The sequence below is a fragment of the Cloacibacterium caeni genome, from assembly GCF_907163105.1.
Lineage (GTDB): Bacteria > Bacteroidota > Bacteroidia > Flavobacteriales > Weeksellaceae > Cloacibacterium > Cloacibacterium caeni_A.
This window is the reverse complement of the sequence record NZ_OU015321.1, coordinates 2,586,523-2,602,500: the sequence shown is the minus strand read 5'-3', so window position 1 is coordinate 2,602,500 and position 15,978 is coordinate 2,586,523. Positions and strand designations below refer to the sequence as shown.

The following is a 15,978-nucleotide window of genomic DNA, read 5'->3' as shown; positions in this document are numbered from 1 at the left end:
CGTGCAAGGCAGGCGCTCTAGCCAGCTGAGCTAATTCCCCTCTAATTCTTTAGTAGTCTCGGGCAGGCTCGAACTGCCGACCTCTACATTATCAGTGTAGCGCTCTAACCAGCTGAGCTACGAGACTTTAAATCTCTTCCCTCTTACTAATGATTAGGGGTATATTTTTATATATCAACCAGTAAAAAACCAAAGCGAACTGAGTAAGTTCTTATTTTAATTTTGTTTTACGTCTAATGACGCTCTAAAATGAGATGTTCCAGCCGCACCTTCCGGTACGGCTACCTTGTTACGACTTAGCCCTAGTTACTAGTTTTACCCTAGGCAGCTCCTTTTACGGTCACCGACTTCAGGTACCCCCAGCTTCCATGGCTTGACGGGCGGTGTGTACAAGGCCCGGGAACGTATTCACCGCGCCATGGCTGATGCGCGATTACTAGCGATTCCAGCTTCATAGAGTCGAGTTGCAGACTCCAATCCGAACTGAGACCGGCTTTCGAGATTTGCATCACATCGCTGTGTAGCTGCCCTCTGTACCGGCCATTGTATTACGTGTGTGGCCCAAGACGTAAGGGCCGTGATGATTTGACGTCATCCCCACCTTCCTCTCTACTTGCGTAGGCAGTCTCACTAGAGTCCCCAACTGAATGATGGCAACTAGTGACAGGGGTTGCGCTCGTTGCAGGACTTAACCTAACACCTCACGGCACGAGCTGACGACAACCATGCAGCACCTTGAAAATTGTCCGAAGAAAGCTCTATTTCTAAAGCTGTCAATTCCCATTTAAGTCTTGGTAAGGTTCCTCGCGTATCATCGAATTAAACCACATAATCCACCGCTTGTGCGGGCCCCCGTCAATTCCTTTGAGTTTCACTCTTGCGAGCGTACTCCCCAGGTGGCTAACTTATCACTTTCGCTTGGTCTCTGAAGCCGAAGCCCCAAAAACGAGTTAGCATCGTTTACGGCGTGGACTACCAGGGTATCTAATCCTGTTCGCTCCCCACGCTTTCGTCCCTCAGCGTCAGTTATATCTTGGTAACCTGCCTTCGCAATTGGTGTTCTAAGTAATATCTATGCATTTCACCGCTACACTACTTATTCCAGCCACCTCAAATATACTCAAGACTTACAGTATCAATGGCAGTTCTATCGTTAAGCGACAGGCTTTCACCACTGACTTATAAGTCCGCCTACGGACCCTTTAAACCCAATAAATCCGGATAACGCTTGCACCCTCCGTATTACCGCGGCTGCTGGCACGGAGTTAGCCGGTGCTTATTCGTATAGTACCTTCAGCTACCCTCACGAGGGTAGGTTTATCCCTATACAAAAGAAGTTTACAACCCATAGGGCAGTCGTCCTTCACGCGGGATGGCTGGTTCAGGCTTGCACCCATTGACCAATATTCCTCACTGCTGCCTCCCGTAGGAGTCTGGTCCGTGTCTCAGTACCAGTGTGGGGGATCACCCTCTCAGGCCCCCTAAAGATCATCGCCTTGGTGAGCCGTTACCTCACCAACTAGCTAATCTTGCGCGTGCCCATCTCTATCCGCCGGAGCTTTCAATATTAAACGATGCCGTTCAATATATTATGGAGTATTAATCTTCCTTTCGAAAGGCTATCCCCCAGATAAAGGCAGGTTGCACACGTGTTCCGCACCCGTACGCCGCTCTCTCATTTCCGAAGAAACAATACCGCTCGGCTTGCATGTGTTAGGCCTCCCGCTAGCGTTCATCCTGAGCCAGGATCAAACTCTCCATTGTATGTTTGTCTGACTCACTCAAAGTTGACTTCGCTTTGGTTTATTTTTTTTACTTGGTTGTTATATTGTATTTCAAAGATCTCTTTTTCTTTCGCACCTCAGAAAACTTTTCTGTCATCTTTCGTTTCTGATTTGCGAGTGCAAAAGTATTAATTATTTTTTAATCAACAAAACTTTTTTTGATATTTTTTCAAGACCGTCAGTCGCACTATTTACTTCGTTAGCTTAACTTAATTTATCTCTCTCAAAAAAAACTTTACTCTTCTGCGCTCCCTCATTTAAGGGACTGCAAAGGTAACGCTTTTTTCTAAACTTCCAAATATTTTTTTCAAATATTTTCATGTTCTCGTCTCGTCTTTATTTTCTTAATTAGCTCCTGCGCTTTCCCGTTGTTTCGGATTGCAAAAGTACGAACTTTTACACAATCCCCAAATTTATTTACATGTTTTTTATGTCATAAATCACAACTTACTGAATACTAATAGGAAAAATTTACTTTCTTTTTATGTTAAATAGTAAAATCTATCTTGCAAGCTCTTTTTAGCCCCGATTGAAAAGGAAATCCTTTTTTGGCGAGAGGCTTTGACGAGCCAAAAAGATTGCAGTGGAAAGCGGGAAATGGCTCCTAAATTTTCTGATAAATCGTTAAAAGAAACTCTGCAAATGATTTTTCGAGGGCGATAATGTCTCCTGTTTTATAATTTATACCTGGAGAAGCTGGTGAATTGGCCGAGATTTTCTTCCCTGAAATCTGGAAATATTGTTCGGGCTGGTTATTTTTAGCCTGAAGTTTTATTCTAGCGCCTAAAAATTTACCCACTGAAATATCTGTAATCTCTTGTTGAAATAAATCTAACTGAAGAAAACTTCTCTGTGGTAGTTTTATTTTTTCATTATTAATCCTTACTTCGGTTTCTTTTTCTGGATTAATGAGGTAGACTGTATTTTCTTTTTGAGGAATGGTTTGTTTTTCCTTATAATATATATATAGTATATAGTGATGCGGATTAAAGGTAGAATTACCTTCTATATTTTCGGCGGGCTTCATAAAATAGGAATTGCCACCGATGGATTTTGCTTTTTTATAAATTTCTGAAAAAACAGCAGCATCATCGTTAGAAAATCCTGAAACTTCTATTTTTCCTAAATATTGAGCATCTGTTTTGGGTTCTTCCTTGAGAGCATAAAGAAATTTATCGCTATTGGCATGAATTTCTTTGGCTTGTGTAAGGAAAATATTCTGAGAGAAACAAAAACTACTATATAATACTATATATATGTATAAGATTTTTTTCATTTTAATTATTTTGTAATATTTGAACGCAGCCTTCTAGACTTTCTTCCCAAGATTTTAATTGGATAGCATAGGTTTTAGAAATTTTGTCTAAATCTAGAACGCTATTTTTCGGTCTTTTTGCTGGTGTAGGATATTGCGACGTCTCGATTGCGTTTAATTTAATCTTAGCTTCTGAAAGTTCTGCAATTTTTTCGGCAAAATCAAACCAAGAAATTCTTCCCAAATTAGAAAAATTAAAAATCCCAGGTGTGATTTTTTCTGATTTTATAATTTTCATAATCGCTTCTGCTAAATCATTGGCATTGGTTGGTTGACCAAATTGGTCTGCTACAATATTCAATTCTTCCTTAGTAGCGAAAAGACTCAGCATGGTTTTTACAAAATTTTTGCCAAATTCTGAATACACCCATGAAGTTCTGAGAATAACCGAACATGGATTTACTTCTAAAGCCAATTCGTCTCCTGCTAATTTAGATGCACCATAAACTCCCAAAGGATTGGTAAAGTCTTCTTCGGTATATGCTAAATTATTTTCGCCATCAAAAACATAGTCTGTAGAAACGTGAATAAACTGCGCATTATTTTCTGCACATGCTTCTGCCAAGTTTTCTGCACCATCTGCATTCACCAAAAAAGCTTTTTCTACCTCTGTCTCTGCTAAATCTACCGCAGTATAAGCCGCAGCATTAATACAAAAATCAGGAGCATTTTGCCAAAAGAAATCATTTACTTCTTCTTTAATGGTAATATCTAATGTTTCTGAATCTGTAAAAATAAATTCGAACTCTTCAAATTGAGAAGAAATTTTCTGAAGGCATTGTCCTAATTGTCCGTTTGCTCCAGTAACTAAAATTTTTTTCATTATATAATAATTTCAGGAAGTTCTAAAAAAGAAATAGCGTTTAAATCTTTTTCGGAGATTAATTGTTGCTCTGCTGGAATTATCCAATCAATAATTACGGTTTTATCTAATGGATGAATGCCGCATTCTGACTCTTTATTATAAAAATCATCACACTTGTATCCAACCAATGCTGTTTCTGAAAGTACAGAATACCCATGCAAAAAACCTTTTGGCACAAATAATTGCCATCTGTTTTCTTCGGTGAGTTCCACGGCAAAAGACTGACCAAAAGTGGGAGAATTTTTTCTTACATCTACTGCAACATCTAAAATTCTACCTTGTACACAATAAACTAATTTAGCTTGTGCATTAGGTGGCAGCTGCATGTGCAAACCTCTGATTGCTCCGTAATGTGAAAACGCAAGGTTATCTTGAACAAAATCTACTTCTTTGCCAGAAAGTTTTTGGAAAATATTTTTATTATAATTTTCGAAAAAATAACCGCGGTTATCGTTCCAGATTTTCGGTTTTAAAATAAAACAATCTAAAAGAGGTGTTTTTTCTATCTCCATCTTATCCTTTATTTAAAATTCTGAAATATTGAACTCTGTCTTTGAACTCTTGATGAGGAATTTCTACCAAATACTGAGAAAAAAGCTCTTTAGTTTCTGTTGGCAATGCTTCAGATTTTCTTGTTTTCATATTGAAATAAATAACCGTAATCCAAAGTACTGCAAAGACTTCTTTTTCGTTTTCATCTTTCATCAGAATTTCTACTTTAGAAATTCTGTCAGACATTTCGATGGTTTTACTGCTGATTACAACTTTGGTATTTGCTTTTACTTCTTTTAAATAGGCAATTTCATTTTGAACCGCTACCCAAGTACAACCTGTTCTTCTGAAATAATCTTCGTAAGTGAAACCGTAAAATTCTTCTACATGATCTTCTCTAGCATTGAGCATGTATTCCAAATATTTTACATTATTAAGATGACCTATTGGGTCGCAATCGCTGAATCTAATTTTTACAACACTCGAAACTTCTTTTTTCATTTTCATAATTTAAGATTAATGTTCTTTATTTTTCTTATAAAGAATGATGGTACAAAAATAAATAAAAAAACCACCTTATGGTAAGGTGGTTTTAAAATATTTAGGATATAGATTAGATTCCTAATTCTTTTTTTACGGCAGCGGTAGCATCTGGACCAGCTTTGTAGATTAATCCATTAGTTGCAGAATCAAAGATGAAATCCCAACCGTTTGCTTTAGCAGCTCTGGTAATAGCATCGTTTAATCTTTTTTCGATTGGTGCATAAGCAGCGTCTTGTCTGTCTAATAAATCTTTTTGAGCAGTCTGTGACATTTGCTGAAGATTTTGTTGAGTTTTACCCAACTCAGCTTCTTTAGCATCTCTTTGTTGAGCAGTTAATTTAGCTCCTTCTTGTTGATATTTCTGAACATCTGCTTGGAAAGCAGTCGCTAGTTTTTCTAATTCTGCTTGTTTAGCAGTAGAGAAAGCTTTTAATTGTTCGTCAGCCTTTATTTTTTCTGGCATCATGTTAAGAATAGCTGCCACATCTACTGTAGCTATCTTCTGAGCCTTTGCAACTCCGAACGACATAAACATCATCACTGCTGCAAATAATACGCTTAATTTTTTCATGTTTTTCTAAAAATTTAAATTGTTTATTATTTTACTATTTTTTATTTTTTGCTTTAGCATCTTTACTTTTTGCATCTTCTTTAGAAGGACCTTTAAGTAATTGGTCTAAAACTTTGTCGGTGTAATCATATCTTTTGTCAAGAAAAATAACACTCATATTACTACTTTTATCAAGAACTATGCCCAAACTATTTTTTTCTGTAACTGTTTTGATGGCATTCCAAATTTGGTCTTGAAAAGGTTTTGCTAAATTGGCTCTAAATTTATTAATTTCTCCTTCTCCGCTGAATTTTTCAGCAATAAATTTTTTAATTTTTTTGTCGAGGTTTTTTACTTCTGCCTCTCGTTGTTTTAATTGCTCTCCTACTAAAAGTACTTTTTCATTTTCAAAAGCGGCTTTTTTTGCATCATATTCTGCTTGTAGGGTTTGCAATTCTGTTTCCCAAGCTTTGATTTGTTCTTCTAGTCTCGCTTGTGCTTCTGTATACTGTGGCATTTTACTCAATATATAATTGGTATCTACCACTCCTATTTTTTGTGCAAATGTAACAGAATTAGCAGTTAAAAATATTAAAAATATTAAAAAAACTTTTAAATTTTTCATATTAATGATGATTGTGTGTTATAATGACTGGTTCATCAAGAAGTGAGTCTGCCATCCTGAAGGTTCTGAGCCACCAATAGTTTTATCAAATCCATAAGCGAAATCAAATCCTATTAAACCGAATGCACCCATGTAAACTCTAATCCCCACTCCTACAGATCTTTTTAACTGAAACGGATTAAATGAAGAATAATTGTTCCAAGTGTTTCCTGCTTCAGCAAAAGTTAATGCAAAAATCTTTGCAGTTTGGTTCATAGAAATAGGATATCTTAATTCTGCTGCATATCTGCTGTAGATTGTTCCACCACCAATTGGTGTAATATCTGTAGCCGAGCCTCCTTCTGTAGAAGCGTTTTCGTAACCTCTTAAAGGAACCAATTCTCTACCATCAAATCTACCACCAAATAAACCTGTACCTCCTACATAGAATCTTTCGAAAGGTGGAGCTCCTAAATCTTTATTGTATCCGTCTAAGAATCCCATTTCTGCAGTACTTCTTAGAACTAACTTGCCAATTACTTCGTTATAAGCATCTGCTTTAAACTTCACTTTATAGAATTCCATCCACTTGTATTTCTCTTGTGGAGTCATAGATGAATAATCTTTATTTTGGAATAAAGAGTATGGCGGCGTGAATTTAATACTCGCTTCAATATTAGAACCTGTAGTTGGGAAAATTGGGTCATACCCTGCAGAATTTCTACTTAATCCAACATTGAAACTGAAGTTGTTTGCATTACCATTGCTCACAGTAGTAGAACCAAACTGGAATGGATAATTCTTGAAATTATAACTCTGGAATGAAATCCCTGTATATAGAGAAAAATAGTTATCTGGCCAATTTAAAAGTCTATTCAAACCTGCACTTGCAGAGAAGATATTTAATTTTTGGCTAGAACCCGTATAATCTTTATAATTAACCATAGATTGGTTAAGACTTACTGATAGCGCTGTAGGTCTGTTCCCAAATAACCAAGGTTCTGTAAATGATAAACTGTAGTTTTTGAAATACTGACCAGCTTGCGCTTGTACAGAAAGCATCTGTCCGTCTCCTTGCGGAACTGGTTTGAAATCTTTAAGTTTCAAGAAATTTCTTAGTGAAAAGTTATTGAAAGTTAAACCTAAAGTTCCGATGAATGAGTTACCACCGTAACCAGCTTGTAACTGAACTTGTGATGAACCTTTTTCTACTAAAGTCCAATGAACATCTACCGTATTATCTTGTTGATTTGGTTGGATATCTTGACCAATTTGTTGTGGGTCAAAGAATTGCATCCCCGCTAAATCAAAATACGTTCTTTTGATATCTAATTTAGAGAATAAATTCCCTGGTTTTGTTCTTAGTGAACGAAGAATTACGTGGTCATGAGTAGTAGTGTTACCGGACCAAGTTACTCTATTCCAAGTTGCTTTTTCTCCTTCTTTAATTCTAATTTCTATATCGATAGAATCTCCTCTTACAGCTTTTTCTACTGGAATTACACTAGAAAATAAATATCCATTATTCAAGTAAAGTGATTTGATATCTGTATCATCTTCTTTACCACCATCTTCACCTACTTTTTTGTTAAAACCTACTGCATCATAGATTTCTCCTTTTCTGTAGCCTAATAATTTTTGTAAAACTTCTGTAGAATAAGAGGTATTTCCAATGAAATTGACATCACCGATGTAATATTTCTTTCCTTCGTTTAGTTTTACATTGATATTAAATCCTTTATCATTTCTCCAAACTGAGTCAGAAACAATTCTAGCATCTCTAAATCCTAAAGAGTTATAATAACTGATAAGATTTATCTTGTCTTCTTCGTATTTATCTTTAATGAATTTTGATGGTTTTAGAATTCCTTTGATACCAAATCTTTTCTGTTTCGTTTCTTTGAAACCTTTTTTTCTAAGTTTCGCATCAGAAACTTGGTCATTTCCTTCGAATTCTATTTTTGCAATTTTCACTTTTTTACCTCTTGCTACTTCTATCGTCCAATCTACAAGGTTTGGGTCATTTGCATTAATTTTATCTTGAATGGTGATTTTAGCATCAGCGAAACCTTTCTTCACATATTCTTGTGGAATTTTATTTTTAAGTGACGAAACTAAGTCATTGGTAATTTTAGTTCCAGGTTTTAGGTTATTATCTTTAATGAGTTTTTCATTTTTAGATTTTCCTACTCCTTTTCCTACAAATTTCACTTCGCCTAATTCCATAAGGTCTTGTAAGTAGAATTTAAGAACTACGCTTTGTCCTTCTACATCTTCTACATATACTTCTACTTCTGAGAATGATTCTGTTTCCCAAAGTTTTTTAACAGCGCTGCTGATTTTTTGCCCAGGAATATCTACTACTTCTCCTTTGCTGAGTCCTGTAAATCTCAAAATTTGAGCAGGAGTGTATTTTTTTACACCATCTACTACAATGTCTTTTAAGATATAAGAAGAAGACTGATTTTGGGCAGCTGCAGTTTCTTGGTTAGGAGTTACCTGCGCCGAAAGGTCTACGGACGCAAAAAATAAAAAAATTGGGATTAAAATATATCTCATTGTTTATAATATTCTATAAAAAATTAATTAGTGATTTGTTCACTGGTTTTACCAAACCTTCTTTCTTTGTTTTGGTAGTTTATGATACATTGGTAAAGATGTTCTTCCTGAAAATCTGGCCAAAATATATCTAAAAATTGTAATTCTGCATATGCAATTTGCCACAGTAAAAAATTACTAATTCTAACTTCTCCGCTGGTTCTGATTAATAAATCTACTGGAGGTAAATCTTTAGTATAAAGATGATTTTCAAATAGTGTTTCATCTATATCTTCTGGAGAAATTTTTCCCTCTTTTACTTCTTGGGCAATTTCTTTTACTGCGTTTAGAATTTCTCTTTGTGAGCCATAGCTTAATGCAAGAACTAGATTACCTTTTGAATTTTCTTTAGTAAGCTCTACTACATTGAGAAGTTGCTCTCTTACTAGGGTGGGAAGCTTTTCTACTTCGCCGATGACATGCAATCTAACTCCTTTAGAAAAAAGTTCTGCAGCTTCTTTTAATAATGTTTCAGAAAGTAAACTCATTAGTGTGTCTACCTCATCATTAGGACGATTCCAGTTTTCTGTAGAAAAAGTATAAAGGGTAAGATATTCTACTCCTGCTTTATCACAAGCGGAAATAGCGTTTCTTACTGCTGAAATGGCATTCTTATGTCCAAAAGTTCTTTCTTCTCCTCTGGATTTTGCCCATCTTCCGTTTCCATCCATGATGATGGCTACATGTTTTGGAAGATTATTTTTATCAATTTTTTCTAAAATTTCCTGCATCATTATTTACTTATTGACAATAACATGGTGGTCTTCCGAATGAATAAGAAAGACCAAGAGACATAGAATTCATCCAATCTTTAGAATTTAAATTTCCTAGATTGTATTCATCACTATAATCTAGTGTGTCACTATTGGTAGCACGGAACATAAATTCTCCGAACAATGCCCAGTTATAGTTAAATTTATATTTAAGACCCGCTCCAAAAGGAATGGCAAAACCAAATTTATTTCCTTCTAAAGTCGTGTTAAACATTAAGCCAGAAATTCCTCCAAAAATATATGGACTGAGCATACTTTTTTGCTCTTCGTTTACTGGTAAAAAGTTATAATCAAAAATGGCAGAAGCTTCATAAACAGAATTGGTTCCGTATAAACCTCTACTTGCTCTGTATAATTCCTGAGCATACTTATCATTAAACTGAATATGGTTGTAAGCAAGTCTAAATCTTACCGATTGATACGGATTAAAATTCATTCTGTACATAATTGCACCATAAAAAGGTATTCCTTCATTAGCTAAATTATTTATACTATTAGGAAAAGGATTGATGTATTTAGTCTTACCAATATCACCGGTAATATTACTTGTTCCCAATTGTATACCTATTTCGTGTCTTTGAGCATAGGCAAAAAGATTGATGAAAAATAAGGCGATGATTACTAATGTTTTTCTCTTCATGTTTGCTGTGGGTAACTTACAACTTCAGCGGCTTAATAATCTGCAAATATAAAACATTTTTACATTAAGACTTATCTTAATGTTTAGTTAAATATTACCACTTAAAGTATAAATTTTATTTAAATATTTTTAGTTAAAACCCAAATGTGTTTTAAATATTGTTTTATGTTAAAAAAACTCCCTCAAAAAAAGAGGGAGAGATATTATTTAATCTTCAGTATTTTTTTTAATTTATTGCGCAATTTAATCAAAGTAGGCTCTTCATAATTGGCATCTTCGTCAAAATATCCGTAACCGTACCCATAACCGTAGCCGTAACCATATCCGTAACCATATCCGTAACCATATCCATAACCTTTATCCATCTCGAAATCATTATAAATAAGTCCTAAATGTTTAATCTCATTGTTATGATACTTTTCGGTTACCATTTTAAGCATGTATTTTTCGGTATACTCATGTCTTACTACGTAAACATTAGCATCACTATACTTCATCAATTCAAAAGAATCTGCTACTAATCCAACTGGTGGAGAATCTATAATAACAAAATCATAAATTTTCTTCAATTCTTCTATAAATTGGTGATTTCTCTCACTCATCAATAATTCTGAAGGATTTGGCGGAATAGGACCAGAAGTGATTACATCTAAATCTGGAATTCTAGTCTTGTTGATGATTTGTTCCATTTTTACTTCGCCAGTAAGATAATTAGAAATCCCTATCTTATTATCTACTTTAAAATCTCCAAAAATTTTCGGTTTTCTAAGGTCCATTCCTAATAAAATGGTTTTCTTGCCACTTAATCCTAAAACAGAAGCAATATTGATAGAAACATATGTTTTTCCCTCACCACCAACGGAAGAAGTCACCAACAGAACTTTACTCTTACCGTCTTCGTTATATAAAAACCTAAGATTGGCTCTCACTCCTCTAAATGCTTCAGAAACTGAAGATTTTGGTTTTTCTAAAACACTTAAATTATTATCGTGATTATTTTTACCAATAACTCCTAAAAGTGGAATTTTAGTTGCATTTACGATTTCTTTAATCACTCTTACTTTATTGTCTAGCAACTCAGAAATGAGCAGAATTAATAAAGGAATTAATAAAAATCCTAACAAAAGAATATTTCTAATAAACGCAATATTAGGAGAAATAGGAGGCTGTCCTAGATTTTTAGCTTTGTCAATAACTGTAATATCAGAGGTATTGGTTTTCAGTCTAAGTTCTGCTTCAGAAAGTTTTCCTAAAAGCGTACTATAAGTTGTTTCATTTACGGTGAAACCTCTTTGTGCATCTACAAATTTCTGTTGTTTATATGGAAGAGAACCCAATTCCATTTCATATTTTGCAATCTGATTATTAAGCGTAGCCAACTCTGCATCATAAACTCCGTAATATCTGTTGAGATGTTTGTAGGAATTTCCTCTCGCCTCATTAATTAATCGATTAATTTCTTTGATAGGTTCTGATTGCGGTGTGTAAATAGTAGAAAGTTCTGCTCTTTTTGCGAATAGTGTTTTAAGCTCTGCAACAGAAGCGTTAAAAGTACCATCTTCTACACCTGCTGCATTTAAATTGATAATATTATCAAGATTTTTCCCGACAGAATTTCTTACAGCATTAAGGGCGTTAACTTTGGTAATGATTTCCGCTCTTTTTTGTTCTAAAGTATTAATGTTTTGCAAAATACCAGAAACATCTCCTTTTTCATCGGTTAGTTTTTCTTGTACTTTAATGGTATTGAGTTTGGCAGAACTAGAGTCTAGTTTTATTTTGGCTTTATCTAAATTTTCCTTGATAAATTCTACGGTATTTTTTTCTACGATGCTTTTATCTCTTTTCCTTTTTTCGATGAGTTCTTCTACACTTCTATTGAGAAAATTTACGGTACTGTTAAGATTATATCCTTTTTTGCTAATAATCATCATGGTACTTAATTCTTCATCAAATTCTATGGAAAGCGTAGATTTAATTTCATTTACCGTTTGGTCGATGGTTCTGAGATTAATTACAATATTCTGTAAATCTATTTCAAGAGGTTGATTATTTTTAACTAATTTGAATTTAAGGAATGGCGTTTCATACCATTCATTTATGCCAATGATTTTATTAGGAACTCTTTTAAAATTAGAAGTTCTTTTAAATTCTTCGGCATTATAATCATAAAGATGATTCACAGAGAATTCTTCTGGTAAAACCACTTCATATTTTCCCGAAGATTTAGGAATAAGTGTTATTTCTTGATTTACAACCTGCGGATGATTTTTATCTATCACTAAAAAAACTGGCGAATCATCTTTGTCTACATAAGTGCTTTTTAGTCTTCCTTTGGTACTGTAATTTACAAATAAATCTAATTTTTGGGCTAAATATTCATTATGAGATCTAGAGGTAAGTAGTTTTTTAAGAAATAAACCTTCTTGATTGGAGCTATTCCCCCAGATGAAATTAATCGATTGATTAGGAGTAAAATAACTGGAAGAATTATTAGAAATACTAACGGTAGTACTAGAAGCATAAACTCTCTGCGCATAATATTTGTTATAAATATATGCGGTAACGTATCCTAAAAACCCTAGAATTAAAAACCAGTACCAATTTTTAATGATTTTGCTAAGAAAGTGCTCTACATTAAAAAAATCAAAAGTTCCTACTTTTTCTTTTTCCGGATTATTACTTTCATTTATGTTTTTTTCAGGAATCATCAATTATAATTTAGTTATCAATAAATATATCGAAAGTGCTGTAGTAAGAATAGAAACTCCAGTAGTAAGCGTTTGTAGAGGCTCTTTTCCAAAACCATAAAAACTCTTCGCTCTGGTATTGAAGACTACCAAATCTCCATTTTGCAACCAAAAGTATGGGGAGTTTTGTAAATCTTCTCTGGTTAAATCAATTTGAGCTTTTTTTATCCCTTCAGGAAATTTTCTATAAATGATTACATTTTTTCTGTCTACACTTCTATCTAATCCTCCATTTTCTGCTATAGCTTCTAAAATGTTTACAGATACATCTGTAGCAGTTTTCTGCAGTGATCTTCCTTGCAAATCATAGAGAAATGTGTATTTAATTCCCTCTAAAAAAAGTCTTGCTTCTGATTTTTCTGGTAAGAAATTTTCGTTTACTTTATTTTGAATATCATTTGCAATTTCATCTAAAGTTCTACCTTCTGCTTTTATTTTGCCAATTCCTAGAATATAAACTTCGCCTTGATCATCTAATCTCAATCCATTAAAATAAAAACTAGAACCATTACCGCCTCCTGAAGAATTATTAGAACCACCACCAGAAGTTGCTCCACCTTGCTGAGCATGCAGACTAGAGTAAAACTGTGCTGCATCTCCTTTTGAAGTAGTAATGATATTCAGCTTCAGAATATCGTGTCTCGTCACTCGGTATTTGGGCATATTATCATAAGAAATAAGTCCTTCAGAATTAAGAACAAGATTTTCATTGGGCTGTAAATACCTTACATCTTGTACATTTACACAAGAAGTTAACACTAGAAACACTAATAAAATGAGCAGGTTAAATTTCTTCATCATTAATTATATATTTTTAACAAAAGTAGTATTTAATTATTAATTTTTCTTCTTACTAACAAATCTGGCAAATAAGCTCCTAAAAAACCTAAACCAATTATAAGAACTAAGAGAGAATTATTTTCTATATGTCTCAAAAAATAAGCTACTAAAACTATAAAAAGATAGTAAGATATTATATAAAAAGTAGCTCTTTTATGAGATAATCCCATTCTCAGTAATTTATGATGTATGTGATTTTTATCTGCTTCGAAAGGTGAACGCTTTTCTGCTAATCTTATAATGATAACGTTTAAAGTATCAATTATTGGCAAAATTAAAATCGCAACAGCAATCACCGGCGCTGAATTTAAATGATAATAAACTACACCTGGACCTCTTTTTGCGATAAAAATATCAATAAAACAAATTGCAGTGAAAGTCAATAGAAAACCCAAGACCATAGAACCCGTATCTCCCATAAAAATTTTCTTGGTCCTGTCTGATAAATTATAAAACAAAAAACCAATTATACTTCCCATGATAGTAGTAGACAAAATCACCAACGGATAATTATATTCTCCTAACCGGTAGTAACTAATCCCAAAAAGTCCAAAACAAATCAATCCATAACTGCCTGCTAAACCATCTATTCCGTCAATCAAATTAAACGCATTCACCAAAATAATAAACGTAATAATACTAAAGACTACACTCAAAAAATAATTGAGTTCATAAACGCCAAAAACGCCAAAAAGATTTCTTATTCTTACATCTGAACCAATAACCAACAAAGCAGAAACTACTAATTGTGCTACTAATTTTTTATAGGCTCTCATCACTACAATATCATCCATCACCCCGATGTATAACAAAATAACCAATGAAGCAAACAGAAATTTATACAAATCAAACAATTGATAGGCAAAAATAGAAGCACTTACAGAAATGGCAAAAAACAGAGCTATTCCTCCTAAATTAGGGATTTTCCTTTCGTGAGAACTTCTTTGCCCTGGTTCATCCATCAAGTTTTTTCTCCTAGAAATCTTTATAATGGTAGGAATAGAATAATACGTAATAAGAAGCGAGGTGATAAAAGAAAGTATCACCTTTAAATAAAAACTCGGAAAATTTATTGTCTGAAAAAACGCATCTATCTTATCCATAACTTTTTATTGGCTCAAATTTTATTTCCAAAGCACGTTTCTATATGCTTTAGGAGTGAAATTACCTGCATTACCATTAGATTTTGCAAAATTAAAGTACATTAATGTTAAGTATAATAAATATCCTGATATTAAAACTTTTTTCACCTTATCTTCTACTGCATAAATTAAACTTGGAATCACAAACATAGTCAAGAAGAACATATAAACTCCCGGTAATCTAATTGCAAAAATTCTAGTCCCTCTAAAAAGATAGTACATACATAAACCAAAAACAGCTAAATTCCTCATATATTCAAAATAGGCTATCTTTTTAGAACCTTCTTTTTCGAAAATAAGTAAAGTAATAATAAAGAAAATTTTTACAATATCTGTAATTCCATATTCTAAATCGCCACCAAACTGACTATCATTCACATACGCATCATAACCACCAGAAACATCTTGAGGTAAAAGCGAGGTAAACATTTCACCAAACAATTTATACGGTTCTAATGGTGAAAGCAATAAACAAATTACCAATGCCCACAAAATTCTCTTACTATTCATGGGGATATTTACCAACCAATATGCTGGCAAAAAAACAATAGAGGTCTTGTGAAATCCTAATGATAGATAAATGCAGAGTAAAAACATCATCAGGTTACGTTCTACAATATACCGAAAAGAAAAAACGCAAATTGCTATTCCCACACCTTGCCTCATCTGTCCAGAATCCTCGAAAAAAAATACTGGCATAAAATAAAATAAAGTAGACAATGCAGGAAGAGGAGAAAATTTATAAATGGTAGATAATTTAAGACTGATTGTGATAATAGCCATTACCAAAGTAACGATGTAAAATGGCATCCCTAAATCAAAAATGATTTTATTAATCAATACAAAAATCCACTCTATCTCTTCTGCCGATTTTTTAAAGATTGCTTTATTAAAGACATCTGAATAGTCTGTGTAAATAGAAAACCCTACAAATAAATTTTTATAAGCTGGATAATCTGCTCCCACGTAATATCTAAATCCTGCTAAAAGAATAAGCACCACTCCCGCAATTATAGTAAACACAGGAGTCTTTTTCTTATATTGGAACAGTTCTAATAAAGAAGCAAAAAATAGAAAAATAA

13 protein-coding genes, 2 tRNA genes and 1 rRNA gene (1 of these 16 only partly in view) are annotated in these 15,978 nt (G+C 33.7%); all 16 read right to left on the bottom strand.

Annotated elements, in window-relative coordinates; translation table 11 throughout:
* A tRNA-Ala gene (locus KKQ76_RS12145) sits at positions 1-40 on the bottom strand (it extends 34 nt beyond the left edge of the window).
* 13 nt (positions 41-53) lie between these two features.
* Positions 54-127 (bottom strand) — tRNA-Ile (locus KKQ76_RS12140).
* Positions 128-247: 120 nt separating this feature from the next.
* Positions 248-1,764: ribosomal RNA gene (locus KKQ76_RS12135) — 16S ribosomal RNA — on the bottom strand.
* Positions 1,765-2,388: 624 nt separating this feature from the next.
* Complete coding sequence (locus KKQ76_RS12130) at positions 2,389-3,060, bottom strand: hypothetical protein (protein ID WP_213197352.1); 672 nt, start codon at positions 3,058-3,060, stop codon at positions 2,389-2,391.
* Between the two features lies 1 nt (position 3,061).
* Entirely contained in the window at positions 3,062-3,922 is an 861-nt protein-coding gene (rfbD, locus tag KKQ76_RS12125; RefSeq protein WP_213197351.1) for a dTDP-4-dehydrorhamnose reductase, read from the bottom strand.
* On the bottom strand, positions 3,922-4,476 hold the full coding sequence (rfbC, locus tag KKQ76_RS12120) for a dTDP-4-dehydrorhamnose 3,5-epimerase (RefSeq protein WP_213197350.1): 555 nt from the start codon (positions 4,474-4,476) through the stop codon (positions 3,922-3,924). Before rfbC ends, rfbD begins: the two co-directional genes overlap by 1 nt.
* 1 nt (position 4,477) lies before the next feature.
* Positions 4,478-4,957, bottom strand: a complete 480-nt coding sequence (locus tag KKQ76_RS12115; RefSeq protein ID WP_213197539.1) for an acyl-CoA thioesterase — start codon at positions 4,955-4,957, stop codon at positions 4,478-4,480.
* Positions 4,958-5,069: 112 nt separating this feature from the next.
* Positions 5,070-5,570: an OmpH family outer membrane protein gene (locus KKQ76_RS12110; RefSeq protein WP_213197349.1), complete on the bottom strand. Its 501-nt coding sequence runs from the start codon at positions 5,568-5,570 to the stop codon at positions 5,070-5,072.
* Positions 5,571-5,604: 34 nt separating this feature from the next.
* Positions 5,605-6,174 (bottom strand): OmpH family outer membrane protein, encoded by a 570-nt coding sequence (locus KKQ76_RS12105; RefSeq protein ID WP_213197348.1) that lies wholly within the window; start codon positions 6,172-6,174, stop codon positions 5,605-5,607.
* Positions 6,175-6,192: 18 nt separating this feature from the next.
* Positions 6,193-8,712, bottom strand: a complete 2,520-nt coding sequence (locus tag KKQ76_RS12100) for a BamA/OMP85 family outer membrane protein (RefSeq protein WP_213197347.1) — start codon at positions 8,710-8,712, stop codon at positions 6,193-6,195.
* Between the two features lie 23 nt (positions 8,713-8,735).
* Entirely contained in the window at positions 8,736-9,482 is a 747-nt protein-coding gene (locus KKQ76_RS12095; RefSeq protein WP_213197538.1) for an isoprenyl transferase, read from the bottom strand.
* A 10-nt stretch (positions 9,483-9,492) separates the two neighbouring features.
* Positions 9,493-10,164, bottom strand: coding sequence for a type IX secretion system protein PorG (gene porG / locus KKQ76_RS12090; RefSeq protein ID WP_213197346.1), 672 nt, complete (start codon positions 10,162-10,164; stop codon positions 9,493-9,495).
* A gap of 203 nt (positions 10,165-10,367) precedes the next feature.
* Complete coding sequence (locus KKQ76_RS12085) at positions 10,368-12,875, bottom strand: exopolysaccharide transport family protein (RefSeq protein ID WP_213197345.1); 2,508 nt, start codon at positions 12,873-12,875, stop codon at positions 10,368-10,370.
* A 3-nt stretch (positions 12,876-12,878) separates the two neighbouring features.
* Positions 12,879-13,715, bottom strand: coding sequence for a polysaccharide biosynthesis/export family protein (locus KKQ76_RS12080; RefSeq protein WP_213197344.1), 837 nt, complete (start codon positions 13,713-13,715; stop codon positions 12,879-12,881).
* Positions 13,716-13,744: 29 nt separating this feature from the next.
* A complete protein-coding gene (locus KKQ76_RS12075; RefSeq protein WP_213197343.1) occupies positions 13,745-14,857 on the bottom strand; it encodes a glycosyltransferase family 4 protein in 1,113 nt (370 codons plus the stop codon).
* 21 nt (positions 14,858-14,878) lie between these two features.
* Positions 14,879-15,919 carry an EpsG family protein gene (locus tag KKQ76_RS12070; protein ID WP_213197342.1) on the bottom strand — a complete coding sequence of 347 codons (1,041 nt, stop codon included), beginning with the start codon at positions 15,917-15,919 and terminating at the stop codon, positions 14,879-14,881.
* Positions 15,920-15,978 lie beyond the last annotated feature (59 nt).

Bases quoted from the DNA above. Each gene is read 5' to 3' on its own strand.
- KKQ76_RS12130 (WP_213197352.1), bottom strand. From the start codon at position 3,060: ATGAAAAAAATCTTATACATATATATAGTATTATATAGTAGTTTTTGT.
- rfbD (WP_213197351.1), bottom strand. From the start codon at position 3,922: ATGAAAAAAATTTTAGTTACTGGAGCAAACGGACAATTAGGACAATGC.
- rfbC (WP_213197350.1), bottom strand. From the start codon at position 4,476: ATGGAGATAGAAAAAACACCTCTTTTAGATTGTTTTATTTTAAAACCG.
- KKQ76_RS12115 (WP_213197539.1), bottom strand. From the start codon at position 4,957: ATGAAAAAAGAAGTTTCGAGTGTTGTAAAAATTAGATTCAGCGATTGC.
- KKQ76_RS12110 (WP_213197349.1), bottom strand. From the start codon at position 5,570: ATGAAAAAATTAAGCGTATTATTTGCAGCAGTGATGATGTTTATGTCG.
- KKQ76_RS12105 (WP_213197348.1), bottom strand. From the start codon at position 6,174: ATGAAAAATTTAAAAGTTTTTTTAATATTTTTAATATTTTTAACTGCT.
- KKQ76_RS12100 (WP_213197347.1), bottom strand. From the start codon at position 8,712: ATGAGATATATTTTAATCCCAATTTTTTTATTTTTTGCGTCCGTAGAC.
- KKQ76_RS12095 (WP_213197538.1), bottom strand. From the start codon at position 9,482: ATGCAGGAAATTTTAGAAAAAATTGATAAAAATAATCTTCCAAAACAT.
- porG (WP_213197346.1), bottom strand. From the start codon at position 10,164: ATGAAGAGAAAAACATTAGTAATCATCGCCTTATTTTTCATCAATCTT.
- KKQ76_RS12085 (WP_213197345.1), bottom strand. From the start codon at position 12,875: ATGATTCCTGAAAAAAACATAAATGAAAGTAATAATCCGGAAAAAGAA.
- KKQ76_RS12080 (WP_213197344.1), bottom strand. From the start codon at position 13,715: ATGATGAAGAAATTTAACCTGCTCATTTTATTAGTGTTTCTAGTGTTA.
- KKQ76_RS12075 (WP_213197343.1), bottom strand. From the start codon at position 14,857: ATGGATAAGATAGATGCGTTTTTTCAGACAATAAATTTTCCGAGTTTT.